The sequence below is a fragment of the Pseudomonas sp. NPDC087803 genome (genome assembly GCF_044742995.1).
GTDB lineage: Bacteria > Pseudomonadota > Gammaproteobacteria > Pseudomonadales > Pseudomonadaceae > Aquipseudomonas.
The window spans coordinates 72,206-89,074 of sequence record NZ_JBIUVO010000002.1 but is presented as its reverse complement, the minus strand read 5'-3'; the positions used below and the strand labels follow the sequence as shown (position 1 = coordinate 89,074).

At 62.2% G+C, this 16,869-nt stretch carries 14 protein-coding genes; 3 read left to right on the top strand and 11 right to left on the bottom strand.

Translation table 11 applies throughout. The features are described from left to right. The 10 genes from ACIOUG_RS03520 to ACIOUG_RS03475 all read right to left on the bottom strand — a co-directional run bounded on the left by ACIOUG_RS03520 (nt 1) and on the right by ACIOUG_RS03475 (nt 10,948). Nucleotides 1-630: a DNA repair protein gene (locus tag ACIOUG_RS03520; protein WP_401062544.1), complete on the bottom strand. Its 630-nt coding sequence runs from the start codon at nt 628-630 to the stop codon at nt 1-3. 18 nt (nt 631-648) lie between these two features. Next, nucleotides 649-2,346: a putative porin gene (locus tag ACIOUG_RS03515; RefSeq protein WP_401062542.1), complete on the bottom strand. Its 1,698-nt coding sequence runs from the start codon at nt 2,344-2,346 to the stop codon at nt 649-651. Nucleotides 2,347-2,399: 53 nt separating this feature from the next. Next, on the bottom strand, nt 2,400-3,104 hold the full coding sequence (locus tag ACIOUG_RS03510) for an energy transducer TonB (protein WP_401062540.1): 705 nt from the start codon (nt 3,102-3,104) through the stop codon (nt 2,400-2,402). Nucleotides 3,105-3,107: 3 nt separating this feature from the next. Next, a complete protein-coding gene (locus tag ACIOUG_RS03505) occupies nt 3,108-3,533 on the bottom strand; it encodes a biopolymer transporter ExbD (RefSeq protein WP_003224462.1) in 426 nt (141 codons plus the stop codon). 11 nt (nt 3,534-3,544) lie between these two features. Further along, nucleotides 3,545-5,344, bottom strand: coding sequence for a DUF2341 domain-containing protein (locus ACIOUG_RS03500; protein WP_401062539.1), 1,800 nt, complete (start codon nt 5,342-5,344; stop codon nt 3,545-3,547). 12 nt (nt 5,345-5,356) lie between these two features. Then, the gene (locus ACIOUG_RS03495; RefSeq protein ID WP_401062537.1) at nt 5,357-6,955 is read right to left on the bottom strand and encodes a ShlB/FhaC/HecB family hemolysin secretion/activation protein; all 1,599 of its coding nucleotides are present in this window, start codon (nt 6,953-6,955) and stop codon (nt 5,357-5,359) included. A 73-nt stretch (nt 6,956-7,028) separates the two neighbouring features. Continuing rightward, entirely contained in the window at nt 7,029-7,640 is a 612-nt protein-coding gene (locus ACIOUG_RS03490) for a transposase (RefSeq protein ID WP_401062535.1), read from the bottom strand. Nucleotides 7,641-7,906: 266 nt separating this feature from the next. Then, nucleotides 7,907-9,115, bottom strand: a complete 1,209-nt coding sequence (locus ACIOUG_RS03485) for a DSD1 family PLP-dependent enzyme (protein ID WP_401062823.1) — start codon at nt 9,113-9,115, stop codon at nt 7,907-7,909. A gap of 74 nt (nt 9,116-9,189) precedes the next feature. Further along, complete coding sequence (locus ACIOUG_RS03480; protein ID WP_401062821.1) at nt 9,190-10,518, bottom strand: D-arabinono-1,4-lactone oxidase; 1,329 nt, start codon at nt 10,516-10,518, stop codon at nt 9,190-9,192. A gap of 76 nt (nt 10,519-10,594) precedes the next feature. Beyond that, nucleotides 10,595-10,948 carry a c-type cytochrome gene (locus tag ACIOUG_RS03475; protein ID WP_401062533.1) on the bottom strand — a complete coding sequence of 118 codons (354 nt, stop codon included), beginning with the start codon at nt 10,946-10,948 and terminating at the stop codon, nt 10,595-10,597. 338 nt (nt 10,949-11,286) lie between these two features. Here ACIOUG_RS03475 and ACIOUG_RS03470 point away from each other — a divergent pair, with 338 nt between their 5' ends. The 3 genes from ACIOUG_RS03470 (at nt 11,287) to ACIOUG_RS03460 (ending at nt 15,967) form a co-directional block, all read left to right on the top strand. Beyond that, entirely contained in the window at nt 11,287-12,912 is a 1,626-nt protein-coding gene (locus ACIOUG_RS03470) for an NADP-dependent glyceraldehyde-3-phosphate dehydrogenase (RefSeq protein WP_401062531.1), read from the top strand. 46 nt (nt 12,913-12,958) lie between these two features. Then, entirely contained in the window at nt 12,959-13,999 is a 1,041-nt protein-coding gene (locus ACIOUG_RS03465) for an FUSC family protein (RefSeq protein ID WP_401062820.1), read from the top strand. Between the two features lie 78 nt (nt 14,000-14,077). Continuing rightward, nucleotides 14,078-15,967 carry an acyltransferase family protein gene (locus ACIOUG_RS03460; RefSeq protein ID WP_401062529.1) on the top strand — a complete coding sequence of 630 codons (1,890 nt, stop codon included), beginning with the start codon at nt 14,078-14,080 and terminating at the stop codon, nt 15,965-15,967. Here the strand turns inward: ACIOUG_RS03460 and ACIOUG_RS03455 are convergent. Continuing rightward, nucleotides 15,954-16,850, bottom strand: a complete 897-nt coding sequence (locus ACIOUG_RS03455; protein ID WP_401062527.1) for a DMT family transporter — start codon at nt 16,848-16,850, stop codon at nt 15,954-15,956. The genes ACIOUG_RS03460 and ACIOUG_RS03455 overlap by 14 nt on opposite strands. Nucleotides 16,851-16,869: the final 19 nt, after the last annotated feature.

Here is a 16,869-nt window from a genome sequence, read left to right as displayed (position 1 = left end):
TCAGTGTGCGAGCGCGGCTTGCGGCGCGTCGAATTGAGTCTTGTAAAGCTCGTCACCGAACCCCTGGGCCAGTTCATCGAACTTGACCCGGGCGCTGCCCGCGAAGGGCTGGCGGATCTTCATCACCTCGGCCACATCAATGTTTTCGTAGGCGGTGAGGATCTGCTTGGCGACGCCGTACATCTGCTGATTCTTGACTGAACATTGCTGCACTTGTGTGTCACGTTCAGCCAATTGCGCCTGAAGCTTAGACCGTTCTGCTTCTTTGGCACGGGCCATGACCAACAACTCGTCGTAGGCTTTCTTGAACTTGCCGACCTGCTCGCTGCTGGCGGCGACTTGCGCCTGCGCCTGGCTGTGCAGGTTCTGCTGCTGGCCGGCCAACTGCTCGGCCAGGCCTTTGGCCTTGGCCAGTTCGGCGGTCAATTGCTTGATCTGCGCCTGCGCGGCCTTGGCCTCGTTCTGCGACGCCAGTTGTGCGGCGCTGGCCTGGGCCTGCTGACTCTGCAGGGCCTGCAACTGCTGGGTGGTGCTGCGCAACTGGGTGCGCAGACGCTCTTCCATGCCTTCGGCGTGCGCACCTTGTGCAATGAAAAAACTCAGCCCCAACAGAAAAACTCGTGCGTGCATGACCGTACTCCCGGCGCCTTAGAAGCGCGTGTTGATCTCAAGCTGCAAGACGTCGATGTTGAACGGCGCGCCGTACACCGCCTCGGTGCTCAGCCAGCGGCCAGTGGCGTAGACGTTCTTCGCCAAGCCGTAATTGCCGCCGAGGAAGTAGCCCTTGGCGTTGGTCCCGCCGAGGTGGAACGACGAGTCGTTAAAGCCGTCAGGCAAGGCATCCGGCTGGATGTACTTGTAGCCGGCGAACAGGTTCCAGTCGCCCTGCTTCTTCAGGTCCAGCGCGTTGCCGAGGGTGAACTGCACCATCCACGCATTGGCGCCGCTTTCGATCTCGCCGTTGCTGTTGAGGTTGTTGACGATCTGCCCCTCGGAGCGTTTGCGCATGTCGCCTTCGTCGTAACCGAGGTTGTGGATGTAGTTGCCCTGGCTGCGCAATTTGAAGTCTTGCGGCAGGTCGGCGTCCCACACCAGGTTGAGGTCGAGCAGGTTGAATTCCGACGCGAGGCCGACGAATTGCGGCTGTGGCGTGGTGGTCGGGTTGGCCGGGTTCGGCGTGATGTCGCGCAGCAGGAACACGCTGTTGCCCTTCTGCATGAACGCCGCTCGAGTGCCATCGGTGTCGCAGCCCGGGGCGCCGGCCCACGGTTCGCAAGGGCTGGAGCGCTGGCCTTGAATGTCGTCGAAGCGGTAGTAGGCCAGCGCACCTTTGAGGCGATTGTTGCTGTTGATCGCCCACTTGGCGCCGATCTGCGCGCCGTACAGCCACTTGTTGTCGCTTTCTTCCTTGTCGAAACCATTGCTGGTGGTGGTGTCGTTGGTGTAATCCACCGGGAACGCGCCGACGGTGCCGAACACGCCCCAGTCGCGATTGAGCTTGTGGTCGAAAATCGCCGCTACGCCGTCGAAGTTCAGGTCGTTGGAATACAGCATGTCGGTGGACATGAACGGGTTGGCGAAACGCCCGCCGGTCAGGGTCAACTCCTCGGTGGGTTTCCAATTCAGGTAGCCCTGATCGAGCCAGATGTCTTTCTTGGCAAACCCGCCGCCGAGGTTCTGCGTGGTCGACACCGGGTTGTTGTCCGAACCGGTGCCGATGCGGATGCCGGCGGTCCATTCCGGCGAGATCACCGCTTTCATGCCCAGCCGTGCGCGCAGGCGGAACAGGTTGGTGCGGTCTTCGCGAGTGTTGAGCAGCGGCGGCAGATTGGTGCTGCTGTTGGGGTTGACGTCGTACGGGCCGTTATTGTTGAGCTTGGCGAAGTCGACGATTTCGTTGCTGTTGCTGTCCGAGTAGTAGCGCGACTCGTCACGCAGGCGGATGTCGCCGTCGAAGCTGATGCGCGAAGCCCAGTCCGGGAAGGTGTTGGGCGCTGCCCAGTTTTCCTGTTTGGCGGTGGCCATGACCTCGGCCTTGACCTGATCGCGGATCTGGTCGCGCACCGCGGCCGGTACGTACTGCACGCGCACATCGCCCGGTGCGGCGACCGGACCTGCTGCCACCGCAGTCGAAGCCGCTGCCTGCCTGGCCTGGGCGGCTTCGTTCTGCGCCTGGGCGATCAGCGCGTCGGCCTTGTCCTGTTTCAGAATGCCCTGCTCGACCAGCAAGCGGATCAGATTGATCGTGGCGTTCTCCGAGGGCGCAGGCGCTGCCACGGCATGACCGACCAGGGTCGCGATGACCATGCCGACCGCCAGGGACAATCGATTCACGTTGGAAATCATCTGCACACAACTCCTTTTGGCAAAGCTTGAATGCTTGGCAATGAATAAGTGGGTTAACCCGGACGCCGCCCTTGCAGGGACAGGCGCACAGGCAAAGTCATGGAGGCCGGTGGCCGTTCGCTCAGGTGCGGCGCGTTACGCAGCGCCGCCAGCACTTGGGTGTCGATCTCGGGATTGCCGCTGGACTTGACCAGCTCGACCCGGGTGATTTCGCCGACGCTGCTCAGCCACACATCGGCCTGCAGCGAAAATGCGAGGTTGCGCAGGTCGGGGTTCTCGCGCAGCAGCTTCTGAAAGGTGAAGGCGAGGAACTGGCTGTAAGTGCCGGTGCCCAAGCGTCCGCCACCCGCGCCGGCCATGCCGCCACCCTTGCCGGCGCCGATGTTGAAAGCGTCATTGCCACTCTGCGCATCGCCGTCCATTTGCATCGGGTTGGCCAGATCGTCCGCCGGTGATGGCGGCGCCTCTTCCTCGGGCTTGACCTCCTGTGGCTCGGGCGTTGGCTCAGGCTCGACGACTTTTTCTTCCACCGGGGTTTCCGGTTCCGGCGGTTTTTCCGGAGGTGGCGGCGGCGGTGGCGGCAACGGGATGATCGTCGGCACCTTCGGCGCTTCACGGCGCACGCCGCTCATGTCATTGGCCCACTGCCACAGGAACCACGCGGCGAGCGCGCCGAGCAGCAGCCCGGCGCCCCACTTCAGGTAACGCAATGGCGAACGCTTCACCGGCAGCGGCTCGATCGGGAGTTGTGCGGTCATCACTCAGCCCTGCGTCGGTTTGCCGGTCACCAGACCGACCTGAGACAGTTCGAGCCGGCGCAACAGATCCAGCACTTCGATAACCTTCTGGTACTGCACCGTGGCGTCGCCGCGCACGATCACCGGGAAGTCCGGGCTCTGCGCCTTCTCGATGCGCAGGCGTTCCTCCAGCTCGGCCAGGGTCACCGGGTAGGCGTCGAGAAATACCTGGCCGCCATCGTTGACCGAAATCGCCTTGGTCTTGGCCTCCGACAGCGACACCGAGGCACTGGCCTTGGGCAGGTTGATCTGAATCCCCGAGACCTGCGCGGTGGCGGTGAGGATGAACATCACCAGCACCACCATCAGCACGTCGACCAGCGGGGTGATGTTGATGCTGTCCACCGCTGCATCTTCGTCATCGTCGTGGGAGGCATTTACGGACGCCATGGCAGTGCTCCTCAGGCCGGTACGGAGTGATTGGCGTGATGGCCGCGCGGGTGCGACGCCTCACTGAGCTGGCTCTCGCCATGCAGCTCCGCCAGACGCGTGATGAACTCGTCTACGAACACGCGCATGTCGGCGCTGACTTCCTTGTTGCGGGTGATCAGGCGGTTGTAGCCAAACAGCGCGGGGATCGCGACGAACAGGCCCATGGCGGTGGCGAGCAATGCGGCGGCCATGCCCGGAGCGATGGCGTTGATGTTGACGTCGCCGGCCATGGCGGTGCCGAGGAACACCACCATGATCCCCAGCACGGTGCCGAGCAGACCGATGTACGGGCCGCCGGCGATGGCGTTGGACAGGGTCGAGAGTTTCGAGCTGAGCGCCTGGTTCTCGCGGGTACGCACGCCGTCCATCGAGCAGCGGATCGCTTCAATGGTCGCGGCAGACACCGAAGAGGTATCGGCGCCCTGTTCGCGGCGGGTGCGGATTTCCTTGACCGCCACCGAGTACAGGCGCCACAGCGGCGAATGCTGCAGACGCTGAGCGAGTTGCGCGTCGTCGGCGAACATCTCCAGACGGGTGCCGACCTTGGCGAATTGCTCGCGGAAGTCTTCGTTGGCCTTGCTTACGCGGCTGAGGGTGTGGTTTTTGCGCAGCATGATGATCCACGACTGGAACATCATCAGCACCAGCACGGCGATGATCACCCAGGCGTCCACCGGTACCGCGTTGAGCAGGAAACCGAGACTGCCGAAACCGAAGCCGGACTGCTCTTCGTCGACGCCGTAGGCCACCAGTTTCGACTCGGCGCCCTGTGCGGTGGCGTCGGCCAGCAGCAACGGCGCCGGACGCGCGACTTTCGACAGGCGCAATTCGTCGATGGCGCCCACGAATGGCTGGTACGGGCCTGCGACCAGATCGCCGCCAATCGCCATCACCGAATTGAACGCCGGCATCGCTTGAGCGAGGGTCGCACTCTCACGACCATTGATGTACAGGCTGACTTTCGAACCTTCGGCGGTCAGCGCGACGTGCTGCCATTGGCCGGGATTCAGCGGCTGAGTGGCAACGGCGCGCTGGCCGTCGATCTCCACAAACGGCACACCCTGATTGACCCCGACCAGCAGACTGTTGGCGCCTTCACGGCGGGCCAGGATCAGTTGCTCGCCATTGGCCTGATCCAGACGCAGCCAGGCGCTGAAGGTGAACGCGCTGCCGGCGCTGTGCTGCAACGATGGACTGGCCGGCAGCAGCAACGGCTGACCGCTGAACTGCAAGGCGCGCCCGACCACCCCGTCAATCGCCGCGCCAGTGGCGCTTTGTGCGGTGTTGCCGTAAGCAGTGGTGTCCTTGGCCGGGGTGCCAGTGGCGCTGTCGAAGTGGTACAGCGCGGTGTAATTCGGATCGAAGGTCAGCTGACCGTTGCCGGTGGCCGGGGCCTTCTGATTGCCGTAGTACATCCAGATGTCCTGACGCTGGCCGCCCTCGACATTTGGCACATCGACCCAGATCAGCGCCATGCCCATCAGCGCATCGAAGCTTTCGATCTGGTGGTTGAGCACGGTCTTGTCATCGGCGGCGACGAAGCGCAGGTCCGCGCCGTCTTCCTTGACCCCGTCGAAGGTGAAGTTGCCGGTGTGCAGGCGCACCAGTAACGCGGTGCGGCCCAGCGCCTGATTGATTCCGGCGCCCTGCGGCGTGGTGTCGACGGCAATCTGCTTGCGGTAATGCCAGTCGTCCTGCCACCAGGCCTGCGCCGTGGCCGGGAGCACGAAGCCCAGGCAGATCAACAACGAAAGAATGAGGCGCTGCATGAACGTGCTCCTTTAGAAAGTGGCTTGAAGGTTGAAGTGCAGGCGCGATTCCTGCTTCGAGGTGTTCGGCCCTTCGAGTAGCGGGTAGCCCCAGTCGAGGCTGCCGGACAGCCATTTGCTGAGGCTGGCGCGGGTGCCGAGGCCGACGCTGGCCAGCGCGTAACTGGCGTCCTGGTCCGGCAACTCATCGCGCAGGTACAGTTGCGCGCCTTCGGCAAAGGCGTAGAAGCGCCATTCCTGCATCCAGCTGCCGGCGAATTTCGCCAGCGACGGGGTGCGCAGTTCCTGACTGAGCAGCACGCCGTCATCGCCGGTGCGCTCCGCCGCCAGATAGCCGCGCACCGAGGTCGCGCCGCCGGCGGAAAACTGTTCGTTGGAAACCAGTGGCCCCGACGCCAGCTGGAACGCGCCTTTGCTCGCGCTCTGCCAGTCGTTGTCGAAGGTCCAGGTGAAATTGCTGTCGCCCTTGACCACGGCGAAACTCGGGTTGGCGCGGTAGCGTTTGTAGTCGAAGTCTTCGTCGGAGCTGCCGTAACCGAAAATGCTGCGGGTGGCCGCGACCAGACTCAGGCCGAGGCCGAGCTGGCTCTTTTCGGAGTAACGGAAGCCGTTGTAGGCGAAGGTGAACGGCGCGTATTTCAGCGGCACCTTGTCGCTCTCGCCGGACAGGGTCAGGCGCTCGTCGAAGTCCTTGAAGTCGATACCGGCCGACAGCGAGTTCGACCAGTTGCCACTGGACGGCAGCGTGTAGATCGCCGACACCCCGTAGGAATGGCCCTTGCCCAGCACGTTGCTGCCGCCGATGGTGGCGACGTTGCTGTCGGACTGGTAGCCGGAGAATTGCACGCTCCAGCGCTCGCTCAGCGGCGCGGTGTAGGAAGCCGACCAGACCTTGGCGTTGTCGGTGTCCTGCGGTGCGGTGAAGTACGTCAGGTTGATGCTGTGACCGAGTTGCCAGAGGTTGTTGTAGCCGAGGCTGGTCACGGCGCGCAGTTTTTCAGTGTCGGCGCTGTAATCGTTGTTGAGGCCGACGCTGGCGCTCCACGGGTTCTGGTCTTCGACCTGCAAATCGACGTCCATGGTGCCGGGGCGTTGACCTTCGTGGACCAGCGGCATGACCTGGCGGCCCGGGGTTTTATTGAGCTGCGCCAGCTCGCCCTGAACCTTGGCGAAGTCCGGCACCTCGCCTTCTTTCAGGGCCGGGACGTTGTCGCGGATGTCCAGCGGCGAATAGTGTTTGGCGCCGACCACACGCACCCGGCCGACCTTGGTTTCGCTGACTTGCAGGTAGACGATGCCGTCCGCCACCGCTTGCTCCGGCAACTCGACGAACACCGATTGGTAGCCGCGTTGCTGGTAGACCTTCTGCAAGGCATCGCGGGCGCCTTCGATATCACTCATGGCTTTTTGCGGGCCGAGAAACGGGTACACCGCTTCTTCGATGGCGCGGGCGTCGAGCACGGTGTTGCCGCGCACGAAGTATTCGTTGACGTCCACCAGACGCTGCGGCGCAGCAGCCTCGGCAGCCTCTTCGGCGAATGCCGGTTGCGCGCCGGCCGTCACCAGCAGCCAGCCCCACAGCGCCAGCCGTGACGTGAAAATCTGATCCACACTACCCCCTGAATTCGCGATGACCTGTTGGCGCTGTTGCGCGCCTTGTGTGTTGCGTCGATGGCTGGCGCAGCTAATTGCTGACGTGCGCAGCAACGCTGTGCTTGCCGAGCCAGGTGTGCAGGAGCGCGAAGTTCAAGGAGAACTCGGGCATTTGCAGCAAGGCACCGCAGAACACTTCACCGATGATTTTTTGAATGAGCTGCACCGCACGCGGGTTGTTGAGCAACGTGGCAATGTCGCGACTGAGGACGTTGAAGCTCCAGACTTTCTGGTTCAGGCCAAGACCGACGAACCAGCGGAACAGCAGGTTGTAATTGAGCTGTTCATACAGTTGCTGCTCGCTGGGCACCGAATACAGCAATTGCAGGAGCAGGATGTGCATGACGGTTTGCGCGGGGATGAGCATGCCGGGCTCGGCATTCAGTTCATGCAACAGGCCTTGATGGGCGTCGAGCAAGTCGTCGATCTGCGGGCGCAGCAACACCAGCGAATGGCCTGGCGGAATGTAGCTGGAGACCTCTTTCAAGGCGCCTTGCCAGTCATCCTGCGACACGATCCAGACCCACGGCGCGCCGTAGCGATACACCGAAACCGGCTTCTTGCGCGCGGCTTCGACGATCTTCGACAGGCGCTGATCGAGTTCCTGCATGCCCACTTTCGAGTAGCGTTCCATAGTCCCCATTGCCTCACTCCCGGCGTCCCGCCTCGGCTTGTGAAAAGCGCCCCGTTGGGCCCCTCAAGCGCGTTACATAGGCATGACCGGACTGGCTATGTGCTACCGAACTTTTGTCATAAAAGCTTCATTACAGAAATTGTGAGCGGCACATAAATCAAACTGTGGGAGCGGGCTTGCTCGCGAAGGCGTCCTGTCAGCTGACACCCTCATGGCTGATACACCGCATTCGCGAGCAAGCCCGCTCCCACAGGGGGATTTGAGGTGTTTTTTGGTCAGGTGTAGACCGGCCAGGTATCGACGATCTTGCCGCCACGCACCGCCAGCAGATCACCGAATTGCAGGAGCACCGCTTCGGTCTGGGTCGGGCGCAGGAACACTTGATCCTCGACGGTCAGGCCCACGGCATTCGAGCCATTGACCATCTCCTGATTCGAGCTGCGGCCATACACGCCGTTGCTTTGCAGCCCGGCCGGGGATTCGAACTCGGCCATCCAGTTGCCGCCGTAAATGAAAAAGGTCTGGCGCTGGTTGGTGTCCCACCAGGAGAACAGTTTCGACTTGTCATCCAGCGCCGGAATGTTCACTGCGCCGGTACTCTTGAGCACTGGCGTGGCGATATAAGTGGCGGGCAGATGATCGACCAGCGACGGCAGGTCGTAGTGCGTCGGTTTGAGCATCGCCGTGCCCACCGACACCTCGGTGCTCAGCTTTTCGTTCTCGTGGATGCGGTAACTCGGGCTGCCGGCGGTGTTCAGGCACAGGTTGTCATTCCACAACGCCGGATACTGCTGGCGGGTGAAATCGACGCAGCGCTGATAAATCACCATGACCTTGGCGAACAGCTCTTCAGGTGAACCGAGAATCCCCGGTACGCCCATGCCCACGAACGGGTCGTAGCCCATGAACCCGGCGAACTGCAGATGCTGCGGATTGGCGCTGATCAGCGCGAGCATCTGCCCCAGCACATTTACCTCACTGACTCCGCCACGATGCAGGCCGACATCCAGCTCGATGTTGATGCGCATCCGCGTGCCCAGGCCCTGCGCCAACGCCAGGTATTGTTGCAGGCGCTCGGGCCCGTCGAGCAGCCATTGCAGTTGCCTGGACGGGTCGAACGGGCCTTTGTGGTTTTGATAAAACAGCTCGGCTGAACGCACCGGCAGCGGCTTGCCGAGCAGGATGTCGGCCTGCGGAAACGTGACCGCATCGTGATTGAGAAACGGCTGGTGAAACGACATGAGTTTTTGCGTCCCGGCACGTTGCGCGATGTAGCTCAACAGCCCCGGCGACGGCAGGGATTTTTCCACCAGACGCAATTGCTTGCCGCCGCGCTTGACCGACTGCATCACCACGTCGATGTTGTGATCGAGGCGATCCAGATCGATCAACAGCACCGGTCGCATCGGGCCTTTGTCCTTCAACTCGTTATTCAGCGCGCGGAAATACTCGTTGTACGGCGCACCACGATCACCCGGTCGCAGCCAGGCGCCCACGCCCAGCACTAAAGCGCCGACACCCAATGTGCCCAGCATGAAATTGCGTCGATTGACCGCCATCAGCTCACCCCCAGAATCGACGACAGATGCGCATTGAGAAAGCGTCCGCTCGGATCCAGCGCCTGACGCACCTCGACAAACTCGCGCCAGCGCGGATACAGCGGCTGCAACGTGCGGGCGTTGAGCGTATGCAACTTGCCCCAGTGCGGGCGGCCGTTGTACTTCCAGAAAATCGGCTCGACCGCCGCGAAAAAGTTGTGGTGATCCATCTGATAGTGCTGGTGCACCGAAATCGAACAGCTGTCGCGGCCCTCGAACATGCTCAGCGGAATGTCATCGGCCTTGACGTAGCGGTACTCGATGGGAAACCAGGTGCGCAGGTCCTTGTCCTGAATCAGTTTGAGGATTTCCCGCAGGCAGGCCGGGCCGTATTCGGCCGGCACCGAGTATTCCATCTCGTTGAAGCGCACGGTGCGTACGTTGGCGTAGATGTCGAACGAGTCGCCGACCCGATCATCGAAACTCGCCAGATGCCGCAGACTGTTGAGCATGCTGCGGCGCAGCTCGGGGAAGTCGCTGCCGTACTTGTCGATCTTCTCGATCAGGGTCACGAACTCGTTGCCGCCCTCCTCTTCGGGCGGAATCGGCGGCGTGGCCGGGTCGCTGGTTTCGTTGAGGGCAATGGACAAGGCGTAATCGGAATGGGTGACCACGAGCATTTCCCAGTGCTGGTTTTCGCGGGTGTTCTTGTCGAGGTCTTCCAGCAGCTCTTCGGTCTTGGCGATCCATTGACGCTCGCGCAGGCGATAGGCCGGGCGGTTTTGCAGACGGATTCTGGTCGCCACGCCCAGTGCGCCGAGGGACACCCGCGCGGCGTTGAACACCTCGGGATGACGCTGGCTGTCGCAGTCCAGCACCTCGCCATTGGCCGTCACCAATTGCATGCCGCAGACGTGCGCCGAGTACGACTGAAAGGTTTTGCCGGTGCCGTGGGTCGAGGTGGAAATCGCTCCGGCGAGGGTCTGGTAATCGATATCGGCCATGTTCTGCAGCGCCTGACCGATGTCCCTCAGTGGCACGCCCATGCGCGACATCGGCGTGCCGGCGGCGAATTCGGCTTGCAGGGTCTTCGGGTCGTGATCAAGCAGACCGTTGAAATAGCTCAGCGACAGCAGCGTGCCGTCGGTGGGCACCAGCGCACTGAACGAGTGTGCCGAACCGACCGGGCGAATTTTGCCCTGGGCCTGGCGAATCGCAGCGCTCAGTTCATCCAGATTCTTCGGCGCCAGCCGCGCCGCCGGCAGGCAACTCTGCCCGCCCGACCAGTTGCGCCAGGGAATCAGCCGCGGGGCACGCATCAATTGCCCCAGCGCGGGATTGGCCGCCAGCGCAGCGAACGCGCCGACGATGCTTGCCCGTTGCAACAACTGCCGGCGTGTCAGATCCATGCTCATGCGCGCGCCCTTATTGTGGGAGGGGCTGGTCGGCCATGAAGCCGATCAGTTGCAGGAATTGTTCTTCCGAACACTCGACGCACTGGCCCATCGGCGGCATGCCGTTGTAGCCGTTGATGGCGTGGTCGAGCAGCGTGTCGGCGCCCTGGCGGATGCGCGGTTCCCAGGCTTTACGGTCACCGGTCAATGGTGCGTTGGCGGCGGGATTGGCGTGACAGAGCTGGCAACTGTTGGCGTAGATCTGCGCCAGTGCCGGGTCGGCGGGGGTGGCGTTGCGGGTAGTTGCCGGTGGTTCGGCTTGTTCACCGCAACCGAACAGCAACATCAACAGCGCCAGCAGTAAAGTGAATGGGATGGCCCGCATAACAATCCTCGCGTAGATGCCGCTTATTGTTGTGAGCCCACCTTAAGACAGCAACGTCAGCGGGTTGAGGGCATTGCGGGACAACGATGGGGCCAAACGGGGCCACACACATCCCTGTAGGAGCTGCCGCAGGCTGCGATCTTTTGACTGTGCTTTTAAAGACCAAGATCAAAAGATCGCAGCCTGCGGCAGCTCCTACAGGGGGGCATCGCGGCTCTGTTCCGGGTCTTGGCGTGACATTCGTGTGACATTGGCGGGTTTAAATTTCGGCGCATTCAGGCGTATAACCTGTAGAGACTTTTCCAATCTGCACGCAGACATCTTCACGGGGTAGCGACATGACCACAGCAAACATCCTTGGCAACCTGTTCCCTTCTGTCAGCGACATCCCGGAAAAATACCGCCTCGACGGTCAGGTCGAGCAACGCGAATACCTCGTCGACGGCGAACTGCGGCGCTGGGATGGCCCGCTCGCCACCGTGCGCAGCCCGGTGTACCTGCACGGCGAAAGCGGCGATGAACAAGTGATTCTCGGCAGCACCCCGCTGCTCGACGCCGACACCGCGCTCACCGCCCTCGACGCCGCCGTGCGTGCCTACGATCGCGGTCAGGGACTGTGGCCGACCATGCGCGTGGCCGAACGCATCCAGCACGTCGAAGCGTTCCTCGGCCGCATGCGCCAGCAGCGCGAAGCCGTGGTCAAGCTGCTGATGTGGGAGATCGGCAAAAACCTCAAGGACTCGGAAAAAGAGTTCGACCGCACCTGTGACTACATCGTTGACACCATCAACGCGCTGAAAGAACTCGACCGCCGTTCCAGCCGCTTCGAGCTGGAACAGGACACCCTCGGCCAGATCCGTCGCGTGCCGCTCGGCGTTGCACTGTGCATGGGGCCCTACAACTATCCGCTGAACGAAACCTTCACCACGCTGATACCGGCGCTGATCATGGGCAACACCGTGGTGTTCAAACCGGCCAAGCTCGGCGTGCTGCTGATCCGCCCGCTGCTCGAAGCGTTCCGCGACAGCTTCCCGACCGGCGTGATCAACGTGATCTACGGCAGCGGCCGCGAAACCGTCAGTGCGCTGATGGCCAGCGGCAAGATCGACATCTTCGCCTTCATCGGCACCAACAAGGCCGCCAGCGACCTGAAAAAACTGCACCCCAAACCACACCGTCTGCGCGCCGCGCTGGGCCTGGATGCGAAGAACCCCGGCATCGTCCTGCCGGAGGTCGATCTGGACAACGCGGTCAGCGAAGCGGTCACCGGTTCGCTGTCGTTCAACGGCCAGCGCTGCACCGCGTTGAAAATCCTGTTTGTGCACGAAGACGTGGTCGACGCCTTTATCGAAAAATTCAACGCCAAACTGGCCTCCCTCAAGCCGGGCATGCCGTGGGACAGCGGCGTGGCACTGACGCCGTTGCCGGAATCGGGCAAGGTCAATTACCTGCACGGTCTGGTGGCCGACGCGCAGAGCAAGGGCGCACAAGTGGTCAACCCGAATGGCGGCGAGAGTCGCGAGTCGTTCTTCTACCCCGCCGTGCTGTACCCGGTGACGCCGCAAATGCGCGTGTACAACGAGGAGCAATTCGGCCCGGTGGTGCCAATCGTGCCGTATCGCCACCTCGATACCGTGATCGACTACGTGCTGGAATCGGACTTCGGCCAGCAGCTGAGCCTGTTCGGTACCAACCCGGTGGCGATCGGTCGACTGGTCGATACCTTCGCCAACCAGGTCGGGCGGATCAACCTCAACGCGCAGTGCCAGCGCGGCCCGGACACCTACCCGTTCAACGGGCGCAAGAACTCGGCCGAGGGCACGCTGTCGGTACACGATGCCCTGCGGGTGTTTTCGATCCGCACACTGGTGGCGACCAAGTTCCAGGACAGCAACAAGGATCTGATCAGCGAGATCATTCGCGGCCGCGATTCGAGTTTCCTGACCACCGACTACATCTTCTGACGAGGACTTTGCACTGAGCACCTTCAGCACCCAACGACTGCCACCGCTGCTGCGGCGAATCCTGCGTCCGTTGCTGGACCCGTACCGCCGCTACCAGCACGCCCGACTGATTCACGCGGTGCGGGTGGCGCTGGGGCTGCTGGCAACCATCCTGCTGACCACCGGCATCAACCTGCCCCACGGCGAGTGGGCGTCGGTGACCATGCTGGTGGTGATCGGCGGCCTGCAGCACCACGGCAACATCGGCAAGAAAGCCGCCGAACGCGCCACCGGCACCCTGATCGGTGCCGGTGTCGGTCTGCTGCTGGTGGCGCAACAGGCGTGGCTGGGCATGCCGTGGCTGACCTACTTTGCGATGGCGGTGGTCTGCGGATTTTTCTCCTATCACGCGATTGGCAAGGGTGGGTACACCGCCCTGCTCTCGGCAATCACCGTGTTCATCGTCGCCGGACATGGCGACAACCCGATCACCGACGGCTTGTGGCGCGGGGTCGACATCCTGATCGGCATCGCCCTGGCCCTGGCGTTTTCCTTCGCCCTGCCGCTGTACGCGGTGTATTCGTGGCGCTACAACCTCGCCGATGCCTTGCGCGACTGCGCCACGTTGTACGGGCGGATCATCAGCGGCCAACCGGTCAGCGCCGATGAGCATCTGAAGCTGATGGGCCGGGTGACCACGGTGATGGTGCAACTGCGTTCGTTGATGCCTTCGGTGTCCAAGGAAGTAAAAATCTCCATGACCGAACTGGACGCGATTCAGCGCAACCTGCGAATGTGCGTCAGTACCCTGGAAATCCTCGGCAACACCCGCCCCGACGCCAACGATCCCGAAGCCATGGCGCACCTGCAATCGGCGCTGCGGGCCGAACACCGGGTGATCCGCGTGCAACTGATCGGCATGGCCCGGGCCTTGAAATCCGGTGCGACGCAACGTCTGGAGCGCCCATTGGAGTTGCCGGACGCCAGTCTCGACACGCCGGTCTACAGCACGCTGGACGGTTACCGTTTGCTGACCCGGCAACTGGCGGCGAACATCGGCGAACTGCGCCAGCGCCTGGCAATCACCGCGCCACGCTGGAACATCTGAAACAGTGGAAAAATCCATGTAACAAAGCTGACACCCTCACTACAATGCGCCCACAACGGATGTGACATGGACGCATAAATGCAATTCAGGAAGAGTATCAACGCCCTGCGGGCACTGGCCGTGCTCGCGGTCGTGCTGTTTCATTTCAAGGTGCCGGGGTTCGAGGGCGGGTTCGCCGGGGTCGACGTGTTCTTCGTCATCTCCGGGTTCCTGATGACCGGGATCATCGTCAACGGCGTGCAACAGCAGAACTTTTCCCTCCTCGGCTTCTACGCCTCCCGCGCCCGCCGCATCATTCCCGCCCTGCTGGTCCTGTGTGTCGCGCTGCTGATCTTCGGCTACCTGTACCTGCCGCTGGACGACTTGCGCGAAACCATCCGCACGATCAAGAGCAGCCTGCTGTTCAGTTCGAACTTCAGTTTCGCCGAAAGCGGCAATTACTTCGCCGCGCCGCTGCATGAAAACTGGTTGCTGCACACCTGGTCGCTGTCGGTCGAGTGGCAGTTCTACCTGCTTTATCCGGTGCTGATCATGGGTTTGCACAGGCTGCTCGGTGCCGACAAAACCCGCTATGCGCTGGTTGCCCTTGCGTTGATTTCGCTCGCGGCATCCATCGTCGTGACCCGACTCAACCCGACGTTTGCGTTCTACATGCTGCCCACCCGCGCCTGGGAAATGATCGCTGGCGGGCTGGTCTTTGTGTTTCCGCTTCGGCTCAGCCAGCGCGGCGGCGCGATTTGTGAAGGGCTGGGCCTGCTGGCGATTGCCGGCAGCGTGCTGGGCTTTTCTGAAGCGGATCTGTGGCCGGGCTACCTTGCGCTGGTGCCGGTACTGGGGACGATGCTGGTGATTCACGGCAACACCCGGTCGGTGTTCAGCAGCCATCCTGCGCTGCAGTTTGTCGGCAGCATTTCCTACTCGGTGTACCTGTGGCACTGGCCACTGGTGGTGCTGCTGTACCTGTGCGGACTGTTGAACAGTTGGCCGCATGTGATCGGCGCGATCAGTGCCTCGTTCGCCCTCGGCGCCCTGTCCTTCTACCTGGTTGAATCGAAGGTGCAGAAAGGTACGACCGCGACGCGCACGGTGATCAAGTTCGCAGCGCTGACGGTGGCTGTGGTAGCCGTGTCGGCGGTGACGTCTTCGCTGGTCAAGCAGCACCCCGATTGGCGCCCGGCGCTGGTCGATCTCGGCCAACCGGAATACACCAGCAAGCTCTACCCGCAGGAGTGCTACCCCAACGCCTATGCGGCGGCGGATTGCAAACTGGGTACGGGAGAAGTGTCGGTGATTCTGTATGGCGACAGCCATGCGCAATCGACCGCAGCGGCAGTGCAAATGGAAAACCCGCAGGCGGCGCTGTCCTGGTCACGGGGCGGGTGTCCGACCCTGGCGCACTTCGCCATGCACGACAAAACTGTTGAAAGCCAGTGCCGGGGATTCAATCAGGAAAAGCTGCAACAACTGAAATCCGCTTACGCCGGTGTCCCGGTAGTGCTATTCAGTCGCGCGGCGCTGTACGCGGATTCGGGTCGGGAAAACAGCTACCGGATCTCCTTTCCCGAGCGTCAGGCCGGGTTTGCCGAGGCCTATACCGAAGAGTACGTCAGCACAGTCTGTTCGATTGCCGAGAACCACCCGGTGTACATCGTCAAACCGATCCCGGAAATGCCCTTCAGCGTCTACAAGGGCTTGAATCTGAATCAGCGATTGTTCGGGCAAACCACGGACATTTCCCTGCCGTTGCAGGCCTACGAGAAACGCAACCGCGTCGCCATCGCAACCATCGAAGCCGCTGCCAGCCGCTGCAACGCGACGGTGATCGACCCGACGCCGTACCTGTGCCCCAACGGCAACTGCATGGGTTCCATGGACGGCGTGCCGCTGTACTTTGACGACAATCATCTGGTGGATGCCGGCAATCAGCAGCTCAAAGGCTTGTTCAAGGATCTGATCAAACCGATTTGAGCTGACGGCCGATTTTCAGGCCCCAGCCCTGTTGCATCCCGGCGGCGGCCAGCAGAATCGCCGCCACGCCGAGCCATTGCAGGGTTTCCAGGCGATGGCCGAAGGCGAACCAGTCGACGAAGATCGCCGCAATCGGGTAGATGAAGGACAGCGCACCGGTCAGGGCCGTCGGCAGTTTCTGAATCGCGCCGTACAGCAACACATACATCAGGCCGGTGTGGACGATGCCCAGCGTCACCAGGCTGGCCCACGCGCCGTTGGTTTGTGGCAGGCCGCTGAAATGTGCGAACGGCGCGAGCAACAGCACCCCGGTGCAGACCTGGATCAGGGCGATCAGGTGCGGCGGCGTGCCGGTCAGACGCTTGATGATCAGCGCCGCGATCGCGTAGAGCAGCGCTGCGCCCAACGCCAGTGCAATCCCCAGCAGATATTCGCCGCCGCTTTCGCCTTGCGTACCGTGGGCGCTGACAATCGCCAGCATGCCGAGAAAGGAAATCGCCAGCCAGAACAGCTTCTGCAAGGTGATTTTCTCGCCAAGAAACAGCGCCGCCAACCCCACCAGCATGAACGGCTGCACGTTGTAGACCGCCGTACCGATGGCAATCGAGGCCCGGGAGTACGAGCCAAACAACAACACCCAATTGCCGACAATCGCCACACCGCTGAGTACCGCGAGCAGGAACGTGGTGCGGGTCAGAATACCCGGGCGCAGGAAGCCAAATACGGCGCAAATCAGCAGCAAGGTGCCCGCGCCAAACACACAGCGCCAGAACACCACGTCCAGCACCGGCTGCCCGGACACCAGTACAAACCAGCCGATGGTCCCGGAAATCAACATGGCGGCGGTCATCTCCAACGAGCCACGGCGGATGTCTTTGTCCATGTTCTATCTCCCTAAGCGT